Source organism: Streptomyces sp. NPDC014801, from assembly GCF_043082085.1.
Classification (GTDB): Bacteria; Actinomycetota; Actinomycetes; order Streptomycetales; family Streptomycetaceae; genus Streptomyces.
In genome coordinates this window covers 490,795-510,613 of the sequence record NZ_JBIBXG010000002.1, presented here as the reverse complement: position 1 = coordinate 510,613, position 19,819 = coordinate 490,795, and the positions used below count along the sequence as shown (strand labels likewise).

The window sequence follows — 19,819 nt, the reverse complement described above, 5'->3', positions numbered from 1 at the left end:
GCGGTGAGGCTGCACCGGCTGGACATCACGGCGTTCGGGCCGTTCGGCGGCGAGCAGAGCGTCGACTTCGACGCGCTGTCCGCGGCCGGGCTGTTCCTGCTGCACGGCCCGACCGGCGCCGGCAAGACGTCCGTGCTCGACGCCGTCTGCTACGCCCTGTACGGCGCCGTACCGGGCGCCCGCCAGGGCATGACCCTGCGCAGCGACCACGCCGACCCGCGCATCCGCACCCAGGTCACCCTCGACCTCACGGTCGCCGGCCGGCGGCTGGAGATCACCCGCCAGCCGCCCTGGGAGCGCCCCAAGCTGCGCGGCAAGGGGACCACGACCGACAAGGCCCAGACCTGGCTGCGCGAGTACGACGCCGCCGCCGGCGCCTGGCGCGACCTCAGCCGCTCCCACCAGGAGATCGGCGAGGAGATCAGCCGGCTCCTCGGCATGAGCCGCGAACAGTTCTGCCAGGTCGTCCTGTTGCCGCAGGGCGACTTCGCCCGCTTCCTGCGCGCCGACGCCGAGGCCCGCGGCCGCCTGCTCGGCCGGCTCTTCGACACCCAGCGCTTCGCCGATGTCGAGAAGCGGCTCGCCGACCGCCGCCGTGCCACCGAGGCGCAGGTGCGCGAGGGCGACGCGGCCCTGCTCGCCGACGCCCACCGCATGCAGCAGGCCGCGGGCGACGCCATGGAGCTGCCCGAGCTGGCCCCCGGCGAACCGGGCCTCGCCGACGCCGTGCTGGCCGCCGCCGCGGTGGCCCGCGCCACCGCCCGCGAGCAGCTCACGGTGGCCCACTGCCGGCTCGCCGCCGCCGAGTCCGCGCACGCCGCCGCCGGCCGCGCCCTGGAGGACACGCGGGAACTGGCCCGGCTCCAGGAGCGGTTCGCGCAGGCCCGTGAGCGCGCCCGGCTGCTGGAGGAGCGGGCCGGGGACCACCGTGCCGCGCAGGCGCGCATGGAGCGCTCCCGCAAGGCGGAGGCGGTCGCCCCGGCGCTGGAGCTGCGCGATGCCGCCGAGGCCGACCACGAGCGGGCCGCGCGGGAGGAGTCCCGCGCGCGTGCCCTGCTGCCGGAGACGTACGCGGAGGCCGGTGCGACCGGACTCGCGGCTGCCGCGCGCCGGGCCGCCGAGGAGCTCGGCGGACTGGAGTCGGCCCGCCGCGCCGAACAGCGTCTCGCCGTCCTCCTCGACGAACGCGCCGGTCTGGACCGGCAGGAACGCGCCGACGACGGTGTACTCGCCGACGCCGAGCAATGGCTCGCCGGGTGGGAGGAGACCCGGGCCGGCCTGCAGGCCCGTATCGACGCCGCGCAAGAGGCCGCGACCCGGGCCGAACAGCTCGCCGAGCGGCGGGAACCCGCCCAGCGTCGGGTGCGCGCCGCCCGCGAGAGGGACCGGCTGGCTGCCGAGACGGAGGCCGCCGCCGCCGAGGTCCGCCGCGCCGAACAGGAGACGCTGGCGGCCAAGGAGCACTGGCTGGAGGTCAAGGAGCGGCGGCTCGACGGCATCGCCGCCGAGCTGGCCGCCCGGCTGGCGGACGGCGAGCCCTGCGCGGTGTGCGGCGCCACCGAGCACCCCGCGCCCGCCCGCAAGGACGCCGGGCACGTGGACCGGGAGGCCGAGGACGCCGCGCTCGCCGCCTACCAGCAGGCGCAGCAGCGACGTGACGAAGCCGAACGGCGGCACGGCGCCGTCCGCGAGGCGCTGGCCGCCGCCGGCGCCGAGGCCGGCGACGACCCGCTCGACCGGCTCACCCGGGAGGCCGACGAGATCGAGCGCCTCTTCGGCCAGGCCCGGCGGGACGCCTCCGCGCTGCACGCCGCCCAGGAGGAACTGCGCCGCGCCCAGCAGGAGCGGGAGCGCCGCAGCGCCGACCGCCAGCAGGCCGCCGTACGCGTGGCGGAGCGGGTGGGCCACCGCGAGCGGCTGGAGCGGGAGCGGGCCCTGCTGGAGGAGGAGCTCGCGCACGCCCGCGGCACCGCCGCCAGCGTCGCCGCGCGCGCCGCCCAGCTGGAGCGGCGGGCCGCCCTGCTCACCGACGCCGCCGACGCCGTACGCGCCGCGGAGGACGCAGCCCAGCGGCTCAAGGACGCCGACGCGCGGCTGGCCGACGCCGCGTTCCGCGCGGGGTTCGACACCCCGCGGGACGCCGCCGAGGCACTGCTCTCCGACGCCGACCACCGCGCGCTGCAACGGCGGCTGGACGCCTGGCAGGCAGAGGAGGCCGCCGTGCGCGCGCTGCTCGCCGAGGCGGATGCCGCGGCCGCGGCCCAGCAGCCGCCCGCCGATGTCGCCGCCGCCGAGCGGGCCGCCACCGACGCCGCCGAACGGCTGCGCGCTGCCGCGTCCGCCCGCGACGCCGCCGCCCGCCGCTGCGCCGAACTCGACCGGCTCTCCGCGCACGCCGCGCAGGGCGTCCGCCGGCTCGCCCCGCTGCGCGAGGAGTACGACCGGGTGGCGCGGCTGGCCGCCCTCACCGCCGGCACCTCCGCCGACAACGAACGCCGGATGCGGCTGGAGTCGTACGTCCTCGCGGCCCGGCTGGAACAGGTCGCCGCGGCGGCGACGGCGCGGCTGCAGCGCATGTCGTCCGGCAGGTACACCCTCGTCCACTCCGACGACCGCACGGGACGCGGCCGCAGCGGGCTCGGGTTGCACGTGGTCGACGCCTGGACCGGCCGCGAACGCGACACCGCGACCCTGTCCGGCGGCGAGACCTTCTTCGCGTCCCTCGCGCTCGCCCTCGGCCTCGCCGACGTCGTCACCGACGAGGCGGGCGGGGTGCGGCTGGACACGCTCTTCATCGACGAGGGGTTCGGCAGCCTCGACGACCAGACCCTCGACGAGGTCCTCGACGTGCTGGACTCCCTGCGCGAGCGGGACCGCAGCGTCGGCATCGTCAGCCATGTGGCCGACCTGCGCCGCCGCGTCCACGCCCAGCTGGAGGTCGTCAAGGGCAGAACGGGCTCGGACTTGCGCAGACGCGGCCACTGACCGGGGCGTCGGCAGCAGCGGTCACCGCCGCGCGGGGCTCACCGGCTCAGCGCGCGGCCCGGCAGCGGAGACGAGTACACCACGCTCGTCGTCACCGACCCCAGGGCGCCGATCCGTCCCGACACCTCCTCCAGGTGGCGCATGGAACGGGCGGTGACCTTGATGACGAAGCAGTCGTCGCCCGTGACGTGGTGCGCCTCCAGGATCTCCGGCGTGGCGGCGACCAGGTCGTGGAACGGCTTGTAGTTGCCGTTCGGGTAGCGCAGCCGTACGAACGCCAGGATCGGCAGTCCCAGCCGCTCCGGGTCCACCACCGCCGCGTACCCCTTGATCACCCCGGCCTCCTCCAGCCGGCGCACCCGCTCGGTGACCGCGCTCGGGGACATGGACACGGCGCGCGCCAGCTCGGCGAAGCTGGCCCGTCCGTCGCGCTGCAGTACGTCGAGGATGCGCCAGTCGGTGGCGTCCGGGGAAAACGCGGTCATCCCCGAGGGATAGCAGGGAAATCCACGGCCGCACAAGGCACGGACCGGGGAACGCCCCTTCAAGAAGGTGATCAACCGGCCGTAGATTTCCGGTCGTCGACGCTCCTCACCTGCTGAAAGGCCCGACCATGACCGCCGAGACCGCCACCCACCCCGTCCTGAGGGTCCCGCCCGCCGCCCCCGCCGAGGCGGCCGCCTACTTCCGCGCCTCGCTCGCCTTCCACGCCGACGTCTCGGACGTCGCCGCCGCGCTCGCGGCGGGCGGCGACCCCGGTTTCGTCCTCCTCGACTCCCGCTCCACCGCCGCCTGGGACCAGGGGCACGTCCCCGGAGCGGTCCACCTGCCCACGGCCCTCATCCCCGAGCAGGCCAGGCAGCTTCTCGACCCGGACGTGCCCGTGGTGACGTACTGCTGGGGGCCCGGCTGCAACGGCGCGACCCGCGCCGCGCTCGCCCTCGCCGAACTCGGCTACCGGGTCAAGGAGATGCTCGGCGGCTTCGAGTACTGGGTCCGCGAGGGGTTCGCGTACGAGACCTGGGAGGGCCGCGAACAGCGCGCCGCCGACCCGCTCACCGCGCCCGTGGACGACGCGGACTGCGGCTGCTGACGGCGCGAAAAGGGTCGACTCGGAAGGCGGCTTCCGGCGCTGATCGGCCGGGCCCCCGCCGGGCCCGGGCCGGGCCGGGGCCGGGCCAGGGCGGGGACGGAGCCGGAGACCGGGCCCCGGCCCCGGCCGGTCAGAGCCGGGACAGCTCCTCGACCAGCTCGTCCAGGCCCAGGGAGCCCTGCGAGAGCGCGGCCATGTGCCAGGCCTTCAGGTCGAAGCCGTCGCCGTGCCGCGCGCGGGCGTTCTCCCGGCCGGTGAGCCAGGCCCGCTCGCCCAGCTTGTAGCCGATGGCCTGGCCGGGCATGGTCAGGTACCGGGTCAGCTCGCTCTCCACGAAGTCCGCCGGCCGGCTGCTGTGCGTGCCGAAGAACTCCTGCGCCAGCTCCGGCGTCCAGCGCTCACCGGGGTGGAACGGCGAGTCCGCCGGGATCGGCAGCTCCAGGTGCATGCCGATGTCCACGATCACCCGCAGCGCCCGCATCATCTGGGCGTCCAGGTACCCGATCCGCTCCTCGGCGTCCTTCAGGAAGCCCAGCTCGTCCATGAGGCGTTCCGCGTACAGCGCCCAGCCCTCGGCGTTGGCGCTGACCATGCCCACCGAGGACTGGTAGCGCGAGAGGTCCCCGGCGACGTGCGCCCACTGCGCGAGCTGCAGATGGTGGCCCGGGACGCCCTCGTGGTACCAGGTCGACACCAGGTCGTAGACGGGGAAGCGGGTCTGCCCCATGGTGGGCAGCCAGGTGCGGCCGGGGCGGGAGAAGTCCTCCGACGGCGGCGTGTAGTACGGGGCGGCCGCGCCGCCGGGCGGCGCGATACGGGACTCCACCCGCCGCACCCGCTCGGCGAGTTCGAAGTGGGTGCCGTCGAGCGCGTCGATCGCCTCGTCCATCAGGCCCTGCAACCAGGCGCGGACCTCGTCGACGCCCTCGATGTGCCGGCCGTGCTCGTCGAGGTGGGCGAGCGCCACCCACGGGGTCGCGGCGCCGGGCAGGATCTTCTCCGCCTCCTGCTTCATCTCGCCGAGCAGACGGTGGTATTCGGCCCAGCCGTACGCGTACGCCTCGTCCAGGTCCAGGTCCGTGCCGTTGAAGTAGCGCGACCAGCGGGCGTAGCGCTCACGGCCCACGGTGTTCGGGGCGCCCTCGACGGCGGGCGCGTACACGTCGCGCATCCAGTCCCGCAGCTCGGCGACCGCCGCGGTCGCCGCGCGCGCCGCCTCGTCCAGCTCCGCGCGCAGCGCCTCGGGCCCGGCGGAGGCGAAGTCCTCGAACCAGCCGCGGCCCTGCCCGGTGTCCGCCCACTCGGTGAGCTGCCCGACGAAGGTGGCGGTCGGGCGGGGCGCCGCGTACAGCTTGCGCTCCAGGCCGAGCGCGAGCGACTCCCGGTATCCGGCCAGCGCCCGCGGCACCGCGCGCAGCCGCTCGGCGATGGCCGCCCAGTCCTCCTCGGTCTGCTGCGGGGTCACCGTGAACACCTCGCGCACCTGGTGCGGCATCGTGTGCAGGTTGCCGACCGCGCGCAGGTGCTCGTCGGCCTCGTGCACGGCGAGTTCGGCGGTGAGCCGCTCACGCAGCAGCCGCGCGCAACGGCGCTCGATGTCGCGGTCGGCGCCCGGCCGGCGCTCCGCCTCGTCCAGCTTCGCCAGGGTGGCCCGCGCCAGCGCCGCCAGCGCGTCGGCACCCGCCGGCGAGGTGTCGGGCATCCGGCTCGAACTCTCCGGTACGCCGAGGTAGGTACCGGTGATCGGGTCGAGGGCGATGAGCTCGTCGACGTACGCGTCGGCGACCTCACGGGGCAGCGGGCTCTTGATCTCTGACATGCGGACATCCTCATACGGATTCCGGTGCCGCGTCAGCAGGGTTTGCCCTATGGCTGCGCCCGCCGACCGGATTTCGCCCGGGGCGGCCGGGACGCCGCCGGCAGCGGACGCCGGCGCTCCGGCGCCGGGGGCGCGCGGCGACGGTCTACGGCGCGCCGGGCCGGTCCGGGGGCATCAGGGGGCCGCAGTCCCACTGCTGGAAGATCAGCCGGGTCTCCACCCGGGCGACCTCGCGGCGGGCCGTGAACTCGTCCAGGACCAGGCGCTGGAGGTCGGCCATGTCCGCCACCGCGACGTGCACGAGGTAGTCGTCGGGGCCGGTGAGGTGGAAGACGGTCCGCGATTCCGGCAGCGCCCGGATGCGGTCCACGAACGGTCCCACCAGCTCCCGCCGGTGCGGCCTGACCTGCACCGACAGCAACGCCTCCAGCCCGCGGCCCAGCTTGGCCGGGTTCAGCCGCAGCTGATGGCCGAGGATCACCCCGGAGCGGCGCAGCCGCGTCACCCGGTCCAGACACGTCGACGGGGCGACCCCGACCTGCGCGGCGAGGTCGCGATACGTGGTCCGGGCGTCGTTCTGCAGAAGCCGCAGCAGATGCAGATCGACCGGATCCAGTACGACGGATTCGGCCATGCGCCGAACGTAGCACGGGAAACCGCCCCCCGAGCCCGGCCGGTGTTCACCCTTGGCGCCCAGAGCCGAGCCGCTCCGGCGTCGGCCCGGGGGCCCCTGGAACCGCCCAGGGGTGCCCGCGTGGACCCCGCCGAGGAGATCCCTGTGGAGGCGCCCGTGGACACCGCCCGTACCACCCGCAGAGCACTGGCCACCGAGGCCGTGCACGCCGGCCGCGACGACCTCGCCCGTCAGGGCCTGCACGCCCCGCCGATCGACCTGTCGACCACCTACCCGTCGTACGACAGCCGGGGCGAGGCCGCCCGGATCGACGCCTTCGCCACCACCGGGGCCGACCTGGACGGCCCGCCCGTCTACGCCCGCCTCGGCAACCCGACGGTCGGCCGTTTCGAGACCGCCCTGGCCCGCCTGGAGGGCACCGAGTCCGCCGTCGCGTTCGCCAGCGGCATGGCCGCGCTCAGCGCCGTCCTGCTGGTGCGGGCCTCGATGGGCCTGCGGCACGTCGTGGCGGTACGGCCGCTGTACGGCTGCAGCGACCACCTGCTCACCGCCGGGCTGCTCGGCACCGAGGTCACCTGGACCGACCCGGCCGGCATCGCCGACGCCCTGCGCCCCGACACCGGCCTGGTGATGGTGGAGACCCCGGCGAACCCGACGCTCGCGGAGGTCGATCTGCGCGCCGTCGCCCATGCCTGCGGTTCGGTGCCGCTGCTCGCCGACAACACCTTCGCCACGCCCGTGCTGCAGCGGCCCGCCGAGCAGGGCGCGCGGCTGGTCCTGCACAGCGCCACCAAGTACCTCGGCGGGCACGGGGACGTGATGGCGGGCGTGGTGGCCTGCGACGAGGAGTTCGCCGGGCGGCTGCGGCAGGTGCGGTTCGCCACCGGCGGGGTCCTGCACCCGCTGGCCGGCTATCTGCTGCTGCGCGGGCTGTCCACGCTGCCGGTGCGGGTGCGGGCCGCCTCCGCCACCGCCGCCGAACTCGCCCGCCGGCTCGCCGCCGACCCGCGCGTGAGCCGGGTGCACTACCCGCGCATCGGCGGCGCGATGGTCGCCTTCGAGGTGCACGGGGACCCGCACGAGGTCATCGCCGGCGTCCGGCTGATCACCCCGGCGGTCAGCCTGGGCAGCGTCGACACCCTCATCCAGCACCCGGCGTCCATCAGCCACCGCATCGTGGACGCCGACGACCGGCGCGGCGCCGGCGTGAGCGACCGGCTGCTGCGCATGTCCGTGGGCCTGGAGGACGTGGACGACCTGTGGGCGGACCTGGACGGCGCGCTGGACGGCACCCGGGGAAGGACGACGGAGCCGGCGCACGCGCAGGCGAGCGGGGCCGCGCACTGACCGTTCCCGCGAGCGGCGGCGGGGACGCGGGGTGGCCGGTGACGCGGGGTGGCCCGTGCGAAGACGCGGGGTGGCCCGTGCTGAGACGCGGAAGTGCGGGCCCGATCGTCGCCGGTACCGCCCGTGCGATGACGCGGTGTTGCGCGCTGTGACAGGAAAACGGCCCGGCGGTGGTCCGCCGGGCCGTCCGTGTGGCGCTGTCAGTCCCGCGCCGCGCTTCCGTCGTACTGCTCGACGGCCCGCCGCTGCGCGTCGTACGGCAGCCGGGAACCCGCCGAGATCTTCTCCAGCCGTGCGGTGATCACGAGGGTGCCCTCCTCGATCTGGTAGTCGAGGGGAAGCCCGAGGCCGCGCATCGCGGCGACCATGCCGGTGTTGGACGCCTGCGTGACCGCGTACACGCTCTCGCAGCCCGCGTCCCTCGCCATGGCCACCAGCCGGCCGAGCAGTTCGGCGCCGATGCCGCGCCGCTGCCACTCGTCCTCGACGAGCAGCGCGACCTCGGTCTCGTCGCCGTCCCACAGCAGATGGCCGAGGCCGACGATCCGGCCCGAGGCGGTCTGCACCGCGAGGGTGCGTCCGAAGCGCGGGCTGAGCAGGTGGTTCAGATACCGGTCGGCGTCCCCGACCGGCCCGTGGTACCGCAGGGACAGCGTGCGCGCCGAGCAGCGCTCGTGCATCGCCTTCGCGGCCTTGAGGTCCCCGGGGTCGGCCCGGCGTACGGTGATCGGGTTGCCCTCGGGCAGGGTCAGGACGTCCGTGCCGACCGGGACCCGCGGGCCCAGCCGTGCGTCCAGTTCCACCAGGGCGCGGGCCCGCGCGAACTCGGTCGGGGTGAACGGCAGATACGGCCGCTCCACGGTGAGGACGCCGCCCTCGGGCGCCCGCAGCCGCATGACCGTGTCCTCCAGCACGCCCTCCACCGGCACGGTGTCGGCGCCGCGCCCGCCGCCGGGCGCCGTCGCGGGCAGCGTCCGGATGGTGCACCGGCCCAGCAGCTGGCGCAGCGCCAGCGGCAGTTCGGCCGCGTCCAGCGCGGTCCGGGTGGCCAGGCCCAGGACCCGGGTCGGGGCGTCGACCAGGTCGTGGGCGTCGGCCCGCTCGATCCAGGTGCCGGTGCCGCCGGCCAGCGCCACCGCCCGGGTCAGCTCCGCCGAGCTGAGCGTGCCGGGAGCGCGCAGCAGGAACTCGTCCACCGCCGTCTCGCCCAGCGGGTGCGCCTGCAGGCTGAGGATGTCGATGCGGTGCCCGGCCAGCGCCGTGCAGAGCGCGGCCAGCGCACCCGGCTCGTCGCGGACGGTCGTGCGCATCCGCCACAGGGTGCTCTCGCCGCCCACGGCGTCCGCGGACCGCGGCGCGACGTCGTCCGGCCCGGCCTGCGGCTCGACGGAGCCCGGCCGGGCGCCGGTATCACCGGCCGGCGGTGCGTGTCCGTGCCTGCGTGACCACCACGTGTGGAAGCCGGCCGTCGCCGCCAGCACCACCGAGGACACCACCAGCAGCGCCGGTCCGTCCGGGCCGTGCCCGATGAGGTTGGCCACGCCGTCCGCCACGGCCACCGCCGTGAACATGGCGGCCAGTTCCACCACGTCCCGCCGCCAGTGGTGCGCGGCACGCCCGTGCTTCGCGCGCTTCACCATGTCTCTCGTCATGCAGCCACTGTGAAGGAACGGTGTTGCGTGATCACGAACGTCTTGTGACCGATGGGTAAAGCGTGCTTCTGGGCCTGATGCGACCGATGTCCTGATTCCGACGGTGGGCGTCCGCAGGGGTCTACGGCCTTACCCGCCCGCCGAGTTGACCCGCGCCGCGCTCCGGGGGATGACGCCGGGGCGCGACGGGGATACAGAGGGTACGTGACCTGGCCGGCCACCGGGAGCCGTTCGGGGTGGCCGCCTCCCGGCTGCCCGGCCGGGCCCGTTCCGTCACTGTCCGACGCGGCCCGGCTGGAGCACCTGCGTGAACAGCACGGTCCCGTCCTGCTCGCGCAGCCGGACGGTCAGCTCGCCGCTGTCGCCGTCGATGTCGACCTCGCCGAAGAACTGGTAGCCCTCGGCCGGCGAGACGTTCCCCCGGGCCGGCGCCTTCACGAACACCCGGTCGGGACCGAAGGTGCCGTCGAGCGCGCTGGCCGGGAACGCGCCGGCGTTCAGCGGGCCGGAGACGAACTCCCAGAACGGCGCGAAGTCCTTGAACGCGGCCCGCGACGGGTCGTAGTGCTGCGCCGAGGTGTGGTGCACGTCCGCCGTCAGCCACACCGTGCCGGTGATCCGCCGGTGCTTGACGAACCGCAGCAGCTCGGCGATCTGCAGCTCGCGGCCCAGCGGGACGCCCGGGTCACCCTGTGCGACGGCCTCGAAGTTCGGCTTGCCCTCCACGCCGTCGGGCACGACCAGGCCGAGCGGCATGTCCGCGGCGATGACCTTCCACACCGCCCGGGAGCGGGCGAGTTCCCGCTTGAGCCACTCCAGCTGCTCGCGGCCCAGGATGCCCTGCGGGTCGGTGGTCTGGTCGTCGGGGGAGTTGGCGTTGCGGTAGGTGCGCATGTCCAGCACGAACACGTCCAGGAGCGGACCGTGGTGGACGACCCGGTAGATCCGGCCGTCGCGGCGGGCGCCCAGGGTGGAGATCGGGAAGTACTCGGCGAAGGCCCGACGGGAGCGCGCCGCCAGGTCGTCCAGCCGGGTGCCCGCCGGGTAGGGGGTGCCGGTGCCGATGACCTCGCCCGGATACCAGTTGTTGCGGACCTCGTGGTCGTCCCACTGGATGATGCTCGGCACCTGCGCGTTGAACCGGCGCAGCGCCCGGTCCAGCAGGTTGTAGCGGAAGTTGCCGCGGTAGTCGTCCAGGGTGACCGCGACGTGCGCCTTCTCCTCGGTCGTCACGTTCCGGTACACCGAGCCGTCCGGCAGGGCGGCGGTGGCCGCGATCGGGCCGTCGGCGTAGATGGTGTCGCCGCTGCACAGGAAGAAGTCCGGGTCCAGCTTGGCCATCGCGTCGAAGATGCGGTAGCCGTCGATCGACTCGTTGATGCCCCAGCCCTGCCCGGCCAGGTCGCCGGACCACACGAACCGCACGCCCTGCCGGCGCCGCGCGGGAGCCGTACGGAAGGTTCCGGCCACCGGCTCGCCGGTGCGGCGCGGGTCGTCGGGGTCGGCGAGCCGCACCCGGTAGTGGATCTGCTCACCGGGCGGCAGTCCGTGCAGCCGGGTGGTGCCGGTGAAGTCGGTGTCCGGGCCGAGCAGCGGCCCCTGCCAGCGGTGGGCGTTGCGGAACGAGTCGGTTGCGGACGTCTCGACGATCATCCGGGCGGGCCGGTCCGAGCGCACCCAGATCAGGCCCGAGTCGGCGGTCACGTCGCCCGCCTGCACGCCCCAGCCGGCCTCCGGCCGCCCCGACAGCGCGAACGCCGGAGCCGCGCCGAGCCCGGCGGGCAGGGACAGGGCCGCCGACGCGGCCAGCGAGCCGCGCAGCACACTGCGGCGGCCGGGATGCGGACGGTGCGACATGGAGCCTCCAGGGGCGGTATTCAGCCGATGCGCCCCCACACCTACTGGCGCACCGCGGCGCACACGCAAACCACAAGTGAACAACTGCCCCTGGAAGAGGGGGAAGCAGGCGACACCGGCGTACGGCCGAACGCCGTATCCCTCCCGACGCCTGGTCACGGCAACGGGGCTGACGTCACATCAGCCCCGTCGGGTCCGCCGGTGTGACGTCAGTCTCGGCTGCCGTCGAGAATGACCCGCGCGACCAGGGCCGGGTCGTCGTTCATCGGGCAGTGTCCGCAGCCGGGCAGCCGCACCAGCCGCGCCCGCGGCAGGATCTGCTTCGCGCGCACCCCCTGACGCGGCACCAGCAGCCGGTCCCGGCTGCCCCAGGCCACGGTGACCGGGATGCCCGGGATGTCCTCGGTGAACCGGACGGTGGAACCGGCCGTGAGCGTCGGCGCGAACCCGGTCGCCTCGGCCAGCGCCCGGGTCTCGGCGACCACGGTCTCGGGGGCGCGGCGCCCCGGCCGGGCGTAGATCGTGCTGGTGAGGACCGTGCGGCCGGCCGCCGAACGCGACAGCTGCTCGACGAGCGGCAGCGGGAGCCGGCGCGAGATGCCCCGCATGGCGAGCAGGACGCCGAAGGCGTACCGCCGCTCGGCCTCCGACCAGAAGCCGGCCGGTGACAGCGCGGTCACCGACCGCACGAGCCGCTCCCGGCCGAGCTCCAGGGCGATGAGCCCGCCCAGGGAGTTGCCCGCCACATGGGGCCGGTCCAGGTCCAGCGCCTCGCACAGCGCGCCGAACACGGCGGTCGTCGTCGGCAGGTCGTACGCCAGTGCCTCCGGCAGCGCCGGCGAGGCGCCGAAGCCGGGCAGGTCCACGGCGATCACGTCGCGGTCGGCGGCGAGGATGTCCACCACCGGGTCCCAGGCCTGCCGGTGATGGCCGATGCCGTGCAGCAGGAGCAGCGGCGCGCCTCGGCCCACGCGCGCGTAGGAGACCGTCACGGGCTGCGGGCCGTGCGCGGAGGGGACCTTGAACGAGAGCGTGGCGGACATGCGGGCTCCTCGGGACTCACCGACAGACGCAGGTAGACAGCTTGTCAGTAATTACTACCGACGGGTAGCCCCCCGGACGGGTGGTCACATGCGAACGCTGCGTGAACGCCGCACCGCACAGCGCCTGTGAAGCCGCCCAGCGATCGAGGATTGGTCTTGACCAAGGGTGTGCGTCGCCCTATGGTCGCAGACAAGTGCAACAACCTTTAATAAACAAGGGCGCCAAAACGCCGCCGGACCGGGCAACGCGGAGGACAGGGTGGGGACCACGCAGCTGGAGACGGTGCCGGAACCCAAGTACTGGCACCTCAAGACCGTGCTCACCGAAGCGCTGGACTCCGAGTTCGCGGTCGGGGAGATCCTGCCGAACGAGCGTGAGCTCGCCGCCCGTTTCGGCGTCGCCCGGGCCACCCTCCGCCAGGCCCTGGAACAGCTCGAACTGGAAGGCCGGCTCCAGCGCCGCCGCGGAGTGGGCACCACCGTCGCGCCGCCCCGCATGGGCGTGGCCGTCGGCACCGAGTCGCACGCCTGGCCCAGCGCCGGAGATGACGACTGGCAGCCCCTGGACTGCGCGACGGCCACGCCGCCCGCCGCGGTCGCCGACGCCCTGGAGACCGCCCGCGAGGAGGCGGTGCACATCGTGCGCCGCACCCGGGTGAACCACGGTCAGGCGGTCGCCGCCGAACTGCTCTACGTCCCGCAGGCCTCCGTGCCCGAGCTCTCCGGCATCGACGCCCCGTCCGGGCCGGCCCGCGCGCGTGCCGTGCTGCGCGAGCTGCAGCGGCTGGCGGCGGCCGGGCAGGACCGCGCCGTCGAACTAGGCTCCGCCAGCGCCGAGGACGCCAAGGCGCTGGACCGGCTGCCGGGGGCGCCCGTCCTCCTCGTCACCACGCGGTACTTCACGGAGGGCCGCACCGCCGCGCTGTCCGTCGCCACCTACCGCGCCGACACCTGCCGGCTCACCTTCGGCGACTCGGGCGGCGTGGAGATCCACCACGACCCGGAGCGCCGGGCGTCCTGACCTGACGGTTCCCTGTCCGGGGGTTCGGCGGGGGCCGCGAGCGCTGGCGTCGGGACGGAACCCGTGCGGGCGTCTGCGGCTCGGCGCGGTCCGGGATCGCGCGGCCGGTGCCGGGCGTGCGCTTGCCGTGCGGCCGGCTGCCTGTCGGGCCCGGTCGAGTCGCGAGGCCGGCTGCGGCACGCCCCCCGAACGGCCGCCTCACCTATGGATGGCGCGGGCGGCGCGAGGCCGCCGTCCCACTCCGGCACCCGCCTCCGCCGAGCCGCGAGGCCGGGTCACCGGCGGGCCGTCACCGTGCCCTCCACCGCGAAGAGCTGCTCCTCGACGTGGTCCAGCGCCAGCCGCAGCGCGCCCGTCGCCACCGCGGCCTCGCCGAGCAGGGACAGCGTCACCTTCGGCGGCCGCAGGCAGTAGCGGGCCAGCTCCCGGCTCAGCGGGGCGAGGACGCCGTCCAGGCCGGCCGCCCAGCCCCCGATGACGACCAGCTCCGGGTCGAGCGCCAGCACCAGCGCGGCCACGTCGTGCACCAGCCGCTGGATGAAGCGGTCCACGGCGGCCCGGGCCCGCTGATCGCCCTCGCGGGCCTTGGTGAACACCCGGGCCACGGCCTGCTCGTCCAGCGGATGCAGGGGCTCGTCCGTCGTCGACAGCAGCGTCTCCGGGGTGGCCTCGCGCCCCAGCAGGTGCAGCGCGCCGATCTCGCCGGCCGCGCCCCCGAAACCACGGTGCAGCCGCCCGCCGATCAGCGAACCGGCGCCCGGGCTCAGCCCCGCCAGCACGAACACGATGTCGTCCGACTCGGTGGCGGCGCCCTTCCAGTGCTCGGCCACCGCCGCCGCGTTCGCGTCGTTCTCCACCAGCACCGGGCACTTGAAGGAACGGCTCAGCCGCTCACCCAGCCGCAGCCCCGTCCACCCGGGCAGCGCGGTGCCCAGCCGTACCGTCCCGTCCGCCTCCACGATCCCGGGCGTGGCCACCCCGACCGCGCGCAGCGAACTGCGCGGCACCCCGGCGCGGCGCAGCAGCTCGGCCACCGCGGTGCGCAGCCGCTCCAGCCGCTCGTCGGCCCCGGCCGTCTCCTCGATGTCCTTGGCCTGCGCGCCCAGCACCCGCCCGTCCAGGTCCGCGAGCAGCGCGGCCACCCGGTGCGCGCCGATCTCCAGGCCCAGCAGATGCCCGGCCTCCGCGCGGAAGCGGAACCTCCGGGCGGGGCGGCCCTGCCGCCGGGCCGTGCCCTCCTCGGCCGCCTGCTCGACGACCAGTCCGGCCTGGATGAGATCGTCCACGACGCCCTCGACGGTCGGCCGGGACAGCCCGGTCACCCGGGTGACCTCCGTCAGCGTCGCGCAGTCCGTGGCCCGCAGCGCGTGCAGCACCACCGCGGAATTGATCCTTCGCAGCAGCGAGGGATCCCCGCCGGTCAGCCGCCCCACCGTCCGTCCTCCCAGCTCGTGCGCGTGTTGGCCGGATCGTACTCGGCGCGCCCGGCACCGGCGAGTGCCGGGCGGCCCCGCGCCCCGCCCGGCGACGCGAGGCGAGCGGAGCAGCCGCACTCCCGGCGGCCGGCGTCGCGCTCAGCCCGGCGTGACGAACCCCGACTCGTAGGCCGCGATCACCGCCTGCGTGCGGTCGCGCGCCCCGAGCTTGGCCAGGACGGCGCTCACATGCGACTTGACCGTCTCGGTGCCCACGACGAGCCGCGCGGCGATCTCCGCGTTCGACATCCCACGGGCCATCAGCCGCAGCACCTCGCCCTCCCGGTCGGTCAGGCGGGCCCGCTCCAGCGCCGCGCGGGCGGCCCGGTTGCCGCCGCTGTCGCCGTAGGTCGCGGCCAGCTGCCGCACCGATGCCGGGAAGAGCAGCGACTCGCCCTCGGCCACGAGCCGCACGGCGTGCACGATCTCCGCGGGGCGGGCCCGCTTCAGCAGGAACCCGTCGGCGCCCGCGCGCAGTGCGCCGTACACGTACTCGTCGTTCTCGAACGTCGTCACCACGAGGATCTTCGGCGGGTCGGCCACCGTGCGCAGCAGCGCGCGCGTCGCCTCGATGCCGTCCATCAGCGGCATCCGTACGTCCATGGCGACCACGTCGGGCCGCAGCCGCCGCACCAGCGGGATGACCGCGGCGCCGTCGGCCGCCTCCCCGACGACCTCGATGTCCGGCTGCGCCTGCAGCACCGCCCGCAGGCCCGCGCGGACCAGGGGTTCGTCGTCGACGAGGAGAACGCTGACCGGCATCCGGCCAGCGTAGATCATCTCACCGGCAGCTCGACGTGCACGTGCCAGTCGCCGGCGTCCGGTCCCGTGTGCGCCCGGCCGCCGAGCAGGGACGCGCGTTCGCGGATGCCGCGCAGCCCGCTGCCGCGGCCGGGCCCGGGGATCGCGCCGGGCAGGGGATTGCGCACCTCCAGCACCAGCCGGCCGTCGTCCGCCGCGACGCGCACCCGCACCGGCACCGCGCCCGCGTGCCGCAGCACGTTGGTCAGCGACTCCTGCAGCATGCGGTAGCCCTCGCGGGAGACCGGCCCGGGCACGCTCTCCAGCGGGCCGCTCAGCTCGGCGTCGACCTCGGCGCCCGAGGCCCGCGCGGACTCCAGCAGCCGGCCGGCGTCGGCGAGCGTGGGCCGGCCGCTCACCGGCCGCTCGGCCTCCCGCAACACGCCCAGCACCCGCTCCAGGTCCTCCAGCGCGGCCCGGCCGGTCTCCTCGATCGCCGCCAGCGCGCGGTCCGTGAACTGCGGATCGCCCGCGGCCCGGGCCGCGCCCGCCTGCACGACCGCCACCGTCAGCGCGTGCCCGATGGAGTCGTGCAGTTCGCGGGCGATGCGGTTGCGCTCCAGCAGCTGCTCGGTGCGCTCCTCCAGCGCCGCGAGCCGCTCGGTCGGGGAGGGCCCCAGCAGCCGCAGCGCGATCCGGGTGATCAGCTCCCCGCCGGCCCACCCGACGGCCGCCATCAGGAGCAACGGCAACGGGGCGAGGACGGCGTACCACCAGTGATGGCCGGTTACGGACAGCCACGCGCCGCCCGCCGGCCGGCTCCCCAGCGCGGCCTGCACCAGATCCAGGGTGACCAGGGGCAGTTGGAAGGTCAGATGGGAGACCAGGGCGCCCAGCACCAGCCGGACCTCCAGCCACAGCACGATCCGCCCGCGGTCGGCCCATGTCGCCGACGGCTCGGTGACGATCAGCGGGGCCTCGCCGTCCCGGCGGCGGCCGAGCAGCAACAGCCGTGCCTGCAGCCCCTCCACGGTCCGCATCGCGGGCAGCAGACCCGACAGGCCGAGCACCACCGCCGCCGTCGCCGGGGTCCACCACGCCTGATCGATGAACAGCCACATCGCCGGCCACACGACGGCCATGAACAGATGCAGCCATCGCGTGTACGTGACGGCCCGCGCGAACGGGCGCAGCAAGCGGATCATTCGGTCATCGTGCCAGCCGCCACCGACAACCGGCTCCCCCGCACGGGGGAGGGGCTCTCCACCGGCGGGGGAGGAGAACGACCCCCGCCACCGGCCAGATTGAGCGGCATGACCCGCATCGACGTCCACGACCTCACCAAGGAGTACGGCTCCCGGCGCGCCGTCGACCAGCTCACCTTCCGCGTCGAACCCGGCCGTGTGACCGGCTTCCTGGGCCCCAACGGCGCCGGCAAGTCCACCACCATGCGCCTCGTGCTCGGCCTGGACCGGCCCACCGCCGGCACCGCGACCGTCGGCGGCCGCCCCTACGGCTCCCTCGGCGAACCGCTGCGCGAGGTCGGTGCGCTGCTGGACGCGCAGGCCGCGCACGGCGCCCGCACCGCCCGCGCCCACCTGCTCGCCCTCGCGGTGAGCAACCGCATCGCGCCGCGCCGGGTGGAGGAGGTGCTGGAGCAGACCGGCCTCGCCCCGGTCGCCCACCGCAGGGTGAAGACGTACTCCCTGGGCATGCGTCAGCGCCTCGGCATCGCCGCGGCACTGCTCGGAGACCCGCCCGTGGTGATGCTCGACGAGCCCGCCAACGGCCTCGACCCGGAGGGCATCGTCTGGATCCGCCACCTGCTGCGCCGGCTCGCCGACGAGGGACGCACCGTCCTGGTCTCCAGCCATCTGATGAACGAGACGGCCTCCTTCGCCGACCATCTGCTGGTGCTCGGCCGCGGGCGACTGCTCGCCGACCTGCCGATGCGCGCGTTCATCGACGCGCGCGTGCAGCCCCGCGTGCGGGTGCGCACCACCGACACCGCCGCCCTGAAGGAGGCGCTCGCCCGGCACGGCCACGAGGCCACCGAGACGGACGACGGGGTGTGGAGCGTGCCGCACGCGCGCGTGGAGGAGATCGGACGGATCCTGTCCGCCGCGGGCGTCCCCCTCCTCGAACTGGCCGCCGAGGAGGGCACGCTGGAACAGGCCTACCTCGACCTCACGGCGGCCGAAGCCGAGTTCACCGCGACCCGTCAGGAGGTCTGACCATGGCGTTCACCGCCGTCCTCCACTCCGAGTGGATCAAGATCCGTACGCTGCGCTCGCAGCTGGTGAGCCTGTGCGCGATGCTCGCCGCCACCGCCGCCTTCTCCGCGCTCGCCTCGCTCGACACCGGTGACGGCGCGGACTTCGACCCCCTCTTCTCGGCCTTCTTCGGCGTCAGCTTCGGTCAGATCGCCGCCATCGCCTTCGGTACGACGGCCGTGGCGGCGGAGTTCCACGGCGGCGCGCTGCGGGTCTCTCTGACGGCCGTGCCGCGACGGGGCCACTGGTTCGCCGCGAAGGCCACGGCGGTGGCCGTCCCCGCGCTGGCCGTCGGCCTGGTCACGGGCCTGGTCACGCTGGCGGTGGGCCGTGCGGTCCTCGGCGACGAGGCGGCCGGCCTGTCGAGGGGCGGTCAACTGCGCGCGGTGGTGGGCTGCGGCGTCTATCTGATGCTCATGGCGCTGTTCGCCGCCGGGCTCACGGCGGTGCTGCGCAGCGGGGTCGCGACCCTGAGCATCCTCGTGCCGTTCCTTCTGCTCGTCTCGTTCGTCGTCGGCGACATGTCCGGCGGTGTCGCCGACCTCCTGCCCGACCGCGCCGGGCAGGCCGTCCTGCACGAGAACCCCGACGGCCTGCTCGGCCCCTGGCCTGGGCTCGCGGTGACCGCCGCGTGGACGGCGGCCGCGCTGGGGGCGGGAGCGTGGAGCGTGCTGCGCAGGGACGCCTGAGAGGGGAGCGTGGAGCGTGTCGTGCAGGGACGCTTGAGCGGGGAAGGTCCGGCCCGCGTGACCGGGGCTCGGAGCGTGCGGTCCCGGTCACCTGAGGTGGGGCGCTTCCAGTCCCGGCCTGACGCCCCGCCAATTGTCAGTGGGGGCCGCTTTACTGGATCACATGGACAGCGCGCAGCATCTCGCCGTGATCGACCAGCTGTGCTCCCGGGCGTTTCCGGGGCAGCGCGGCCCGACGGACGTGGGCACGGCCGGGCCGGGCTGGTTCATAGCGGAGCTGGCGACCAGCCACGGGCTGCGGGAGGGGGACCCGGGGGAGCGGGAGCCGGCGGCGGCGGACTTCCACGCCCTGAAGGACGCCGTCGCCCGCGCACTGGACCGGCGCAGGGGAGCGCATCAGCGGCCCTGGGGCACCCAGGGCCTGCGCCTGCGGGCCGGACGGGGGGAGGAGATACCGGAGCCCTGGGGCACGGTCAGCGTGAGGGTGGAGGAGCTGGAGCTGTGGGACCCGGACGACACGGGCCGCTGGATCGCCCTCGGGGTGGCCGACCGGGACGCGCACGACGAGATCCAGCTGCTCGCCGTCGTCACCGACATCGACCCGCCCTGACCGGCTGCTTCCCGGCGGCCCGGTCCGGTCACTCCTCGGCGGCCCGGCGCAGCCGGGCGTACTCCTCGGCCATGGTCGCCGCGGTCCAGTGCGCGTTCAGCCCGCTCGGGTTCGGCAGCACCCACACCCGCGTGTCACCGATCGTGCGCTCCTGCGGCCCCACCCGCGCCGTGCGGTCGTCGAAGGCCACCCGGTAGGCGGTCACGCCGACGACGGCCAGCCAGCGCGGCCGCAGCCGCTCGACCTTGGCGGTCAGCAGCCGGCCGCCCTCGCGGTACTCCTCGGCGCTCAGTTCGTCGGCCCGGGCCGTGGGCCGCGCCACCACGTTGGTGATGCCGAGGCCGTAGCCGAGGAGTTCCTGCTGCTCGGCGGGGGCCAGCAGCCGGGGAGTGAAGCCGGACAGGTGCAGCACCGGCCAGAAGCGGTTGCCCGGACGGGCGAAATGATGGCCCGTCGCGGCCGTCATCAGCCCCGGGTTGATCCCGCAGAACAGCACGCGGAGACCGTCCGCGACCACGTCCGGTACGACGCGGTCGCGGGCGGCCTCCAGCTCCGCCTGAGTGAAACGGGGCATCGCGTG

Annotated in this window: 17 protein-coding genes; 7 read left to right on the top strand and 10 right to left on the bottom strand. The window is 75.1% G+C overall.

Going from position 1 to position 19,819, the window contains the following annotated elements:
* Window positions 1-3 precede the first annotated feature (3 nt).
* A complete protein-coding gene (locus ACF1AL_RS05855) occupies window positions 4-2,985 on the top strand; it encodes an AAA family ATPase (protein ID WP_391779058.1) in 2,982 nt (993 codons plus the stop codon).
* 38 nt (window positions 2,986-3,023) lie between these two features.
* Here ACF1AL_RS05855 and ACF1AL_RS05850 read toward each other — a convergent pair whose 3' ends face one another.
* Window positions 3,024-3,470 carry an Lrp/AsnC family transcriptional regulator gene (locus ACF1AL_RS05850; RefSeq protein ID WP_366840763.1) on the bottom strand — a complete coding sequence of 149 codons (447 nt, stop codon included), beginning with the start codon at window positions 3,468-3,470 and terminating at the stop codon, window positions 3,024-3,026.
* A gap of 128 nt (window positions 3,471-3,598) precedes the next feature.
* Here ACF1AL_RS05850 and ACF1AL_RS05845 point away from each other — a divergent pair, with 128 nt between their 5' ends.
* Window positions 3,599-4,078, top strand: coding sequence for a rhodanese-like domain-containing protein (locus ACF1AL_RS05845; RefSeq protein ID WP_391779057.1), 480 nt, complete (start codon window positions 3,599-3,601; stop codon window positions 4,076-4,078).
* A gap of 130 nt (window positions 4,079-4,208) precedes the next feature.
* Here the strand turns inward: ACF1AL_RS05845 and ACF1AL_RS05840 are convergent, their stop codons facing one another.
* Together ACF1AL_RS05840 and ACF1AL_RS05835 are read right to left on the bottom strand one after the other, a co-directional pair.
* Window positions 4,209-5,897 carry a DUF885 domain-containing protein gene (locus ACF1AL_RS05840; RefSeq protein WP_386583772.1) on the bottom strand — a complete coding sequence of 563 codons (1,689 nt, stop codon included), beginning with the start codon at window positions 5,895-5,897 and terminating at the stop codon, window positions 4,209-4,211.
* 145 nt (window positions 5,898-6,042) lie between these two features.
* Complete coding sequence (locus ACF1AL_RS05835; RefSeq protein WP_366840759.1) at window positions 6,043-6,531, bottom strand: Lrp/AsnC family transcriptional regulator; 489 nt, start codon at window positions 6,529-6,531, stop codon at window positions 6,043-6,045.
* A gap of 156 nt (window positions 6,532-6,687) precedes the next feature.
* Between ACF1AL_RS05835 and ACF1AL_RS05830 the strand changes: the two genes are divergently transcribed.
* Window positions 6,688-7,878: a trans-sulfuration enzyme family protein gene (locus tag ACF1AL_RS05830; RefSeq protein ID WP_384209576.1), complete on the top strand. Its 1,191-nt coding sequence runs from the start codon at window positions 6,688-6,690 to the stop codon at window positions 7,876-7,878.
* A 200-nt stretch (window positions 7,879-8,078) separates the two neighbouring features.
* Here ACF1AL_RS05830 and ACF1AL_RS05825 read toward each other — a convergent pair whose 3' ends face one another.
* From ACF1AL_RS05825 to ACF1AL_RS05815, 3 genes are all read right to left on the bottom strand, one after another.
* Complete coding sequence (locus ACF1AL_RS05825) at window positions 8,079-9,530, bottom strand: GNAT family N-acetyltransferase (RefSeq protein ID WP_391779056.1); 1,452 nt, start codon at window positions 9,528-9,530, stop codon at window positions 8,079-8,081.
* Between the two features lie 273 nt (window positions 9,531-9,803).
* Window positions 9,804-11,387, bottom strand: a complete 1,584-nt coding sequence (locus ACF1AL_RS05820; protein ID WP_391779055.1) for an alkaline phosphatase D family protein — start codon at window positions 11,385-11,387, stop codon at window positions 9,804-9,806.
* Between the two features lie 209 nt (window positions 11,388-11,596).
* On the bottom strand, window positions 11,597-12,430 hold the full coding sequence (locus ACF1AL_RS05815; RefSeq protein WP_391779054.1) for an alpha/beta fold hydrolase: 834 nt from the start codon (window positions 12,428-12,430) through the stop codon (window positions 11,597-11,599).
* Between the two features lie 259 nt (window positions 12,431-12,689).
* On the opposite strand from ACF1AL_RS05815, the gene ACF1AL_RS05810 reads away from it, so the two are divergent.
* Entirely contained in the window at window positions 12,690-13,451 is a 762-nt protein-coding gene (locus tag ACF1AL_RS05810) for a GntR family transcriptional regulator (protein ID WP_391779053.1), read from the top strand.
* A gap of 275 nt (window positions 13,452-13,726) precedes the next feature.
* Here the strand turns inward: ACF1AL_RS05810 and ACF1AL_RS05805 are convergent, their stop codons facing one another.
* From ACF1AL_RS05805 to ACF1AL_RS05795, 3 genes are all read right to left on the bottom strand, one after another.
* On the bottom strand, window positions 13,727-14,884 hold the full coding sequence (locus ACF1AL_RS05805; protein WP_391779052.1) for an ROK family transcriptional regulator: 1,158 nt from the start codon (window positions 14,882-14,884) through the stop codon (window positions 13,727-13,729).
* Between the two features lie 141 nt (window positions 14,885-15,025).
* Window positions 15,026-15,688, bottom strand: a complete 663-nt coding sequence (locus tag ACF1AL_RS05800; RefSeq protein WP_366840752.1) for a response regulator transcription factor — start codon at window positions 15,686-15,688, stop codon at window positions 15,026-15,028.
* A 14-nt stretch (window positions 15,689-15,702) separates the two neighbouring features.
* A complete protein-coding gene (locus ACF1AL_RS05795) occupies window positions 15,703-16,872 on the bottom strand; it encodes a sensor histidine kinase (protein ID WP_391779051.1) in 1,170 nt (389 codons plus the stop codon).
* 108 nt (window positions 16,873-16,980) lie between these two features.
* Between ACF1AL_RS05795 and ACF1AL_RS05790 the strand changes: the two genes are divergently transcribed.
* The 3 genes from ACF1AL_RS05790 (at window position 16,981) to ACF1AL_RS05780 (ending at window position 19,239) form a co-directional block, all read left to right on the top strand.
* Window positions 16,981-17,901, top strand: a complete 921-nt coding sequence (locus ACF1AL_RS05790) for an ATP-binding cassette domain-containing protein (RefSeq protein WP_391779050.1) — start codon at window positions 16,981-16,983, stop codon at window positions 17,899-17,901.
* Between the two features lie 2 nt (window positions 17,902-17,903).
* Window positions 17,904-18,629, top strand: a complete 726-nt coding sequence (locus tag ACF1AL_RS05785; RefSeq protein ID WP_391779049.1) for an ABC transporter permease subunit — start codon at window positions 17,904-17,906, stop codon at window positions 18,627-18,629.
* Window positions 18,630-18,792: 163 nt separating this feature from the next.
* Window positions 18,793-19,239 carry a hypothetical protein gene (locus ACF1AL_RS05780; RefSeq protein ID WP_391779048.1) on the top strand — a complete coding sequence of 149 codons (447 nt, stop codon included), beginning with the start codon at window positions 18,793-18,795 and terminating at the stop codon, window positions 19,237-19,239.
* Between the two features lie 28 nt (window positions 19,240-19,267).
* Here ACF1AL_RS05780 and mug read toward each other — a convergent pair whose 3' ends face one another.
* Window positions 19,268-19,813 (bottom strand): G/U mismatch-specific DNA glycosylase, encoded by a 546-nt coding sequence (gene mug, locus ACF1AL_RS05775; protein ID WP_391696463.1) that lies wholly within the window; start codon window positions 19,811-19,813, stop codon window positions 19,268-19,270.
* Window positions 19,814-19,819: the final 6 nt, after the last annotated feature.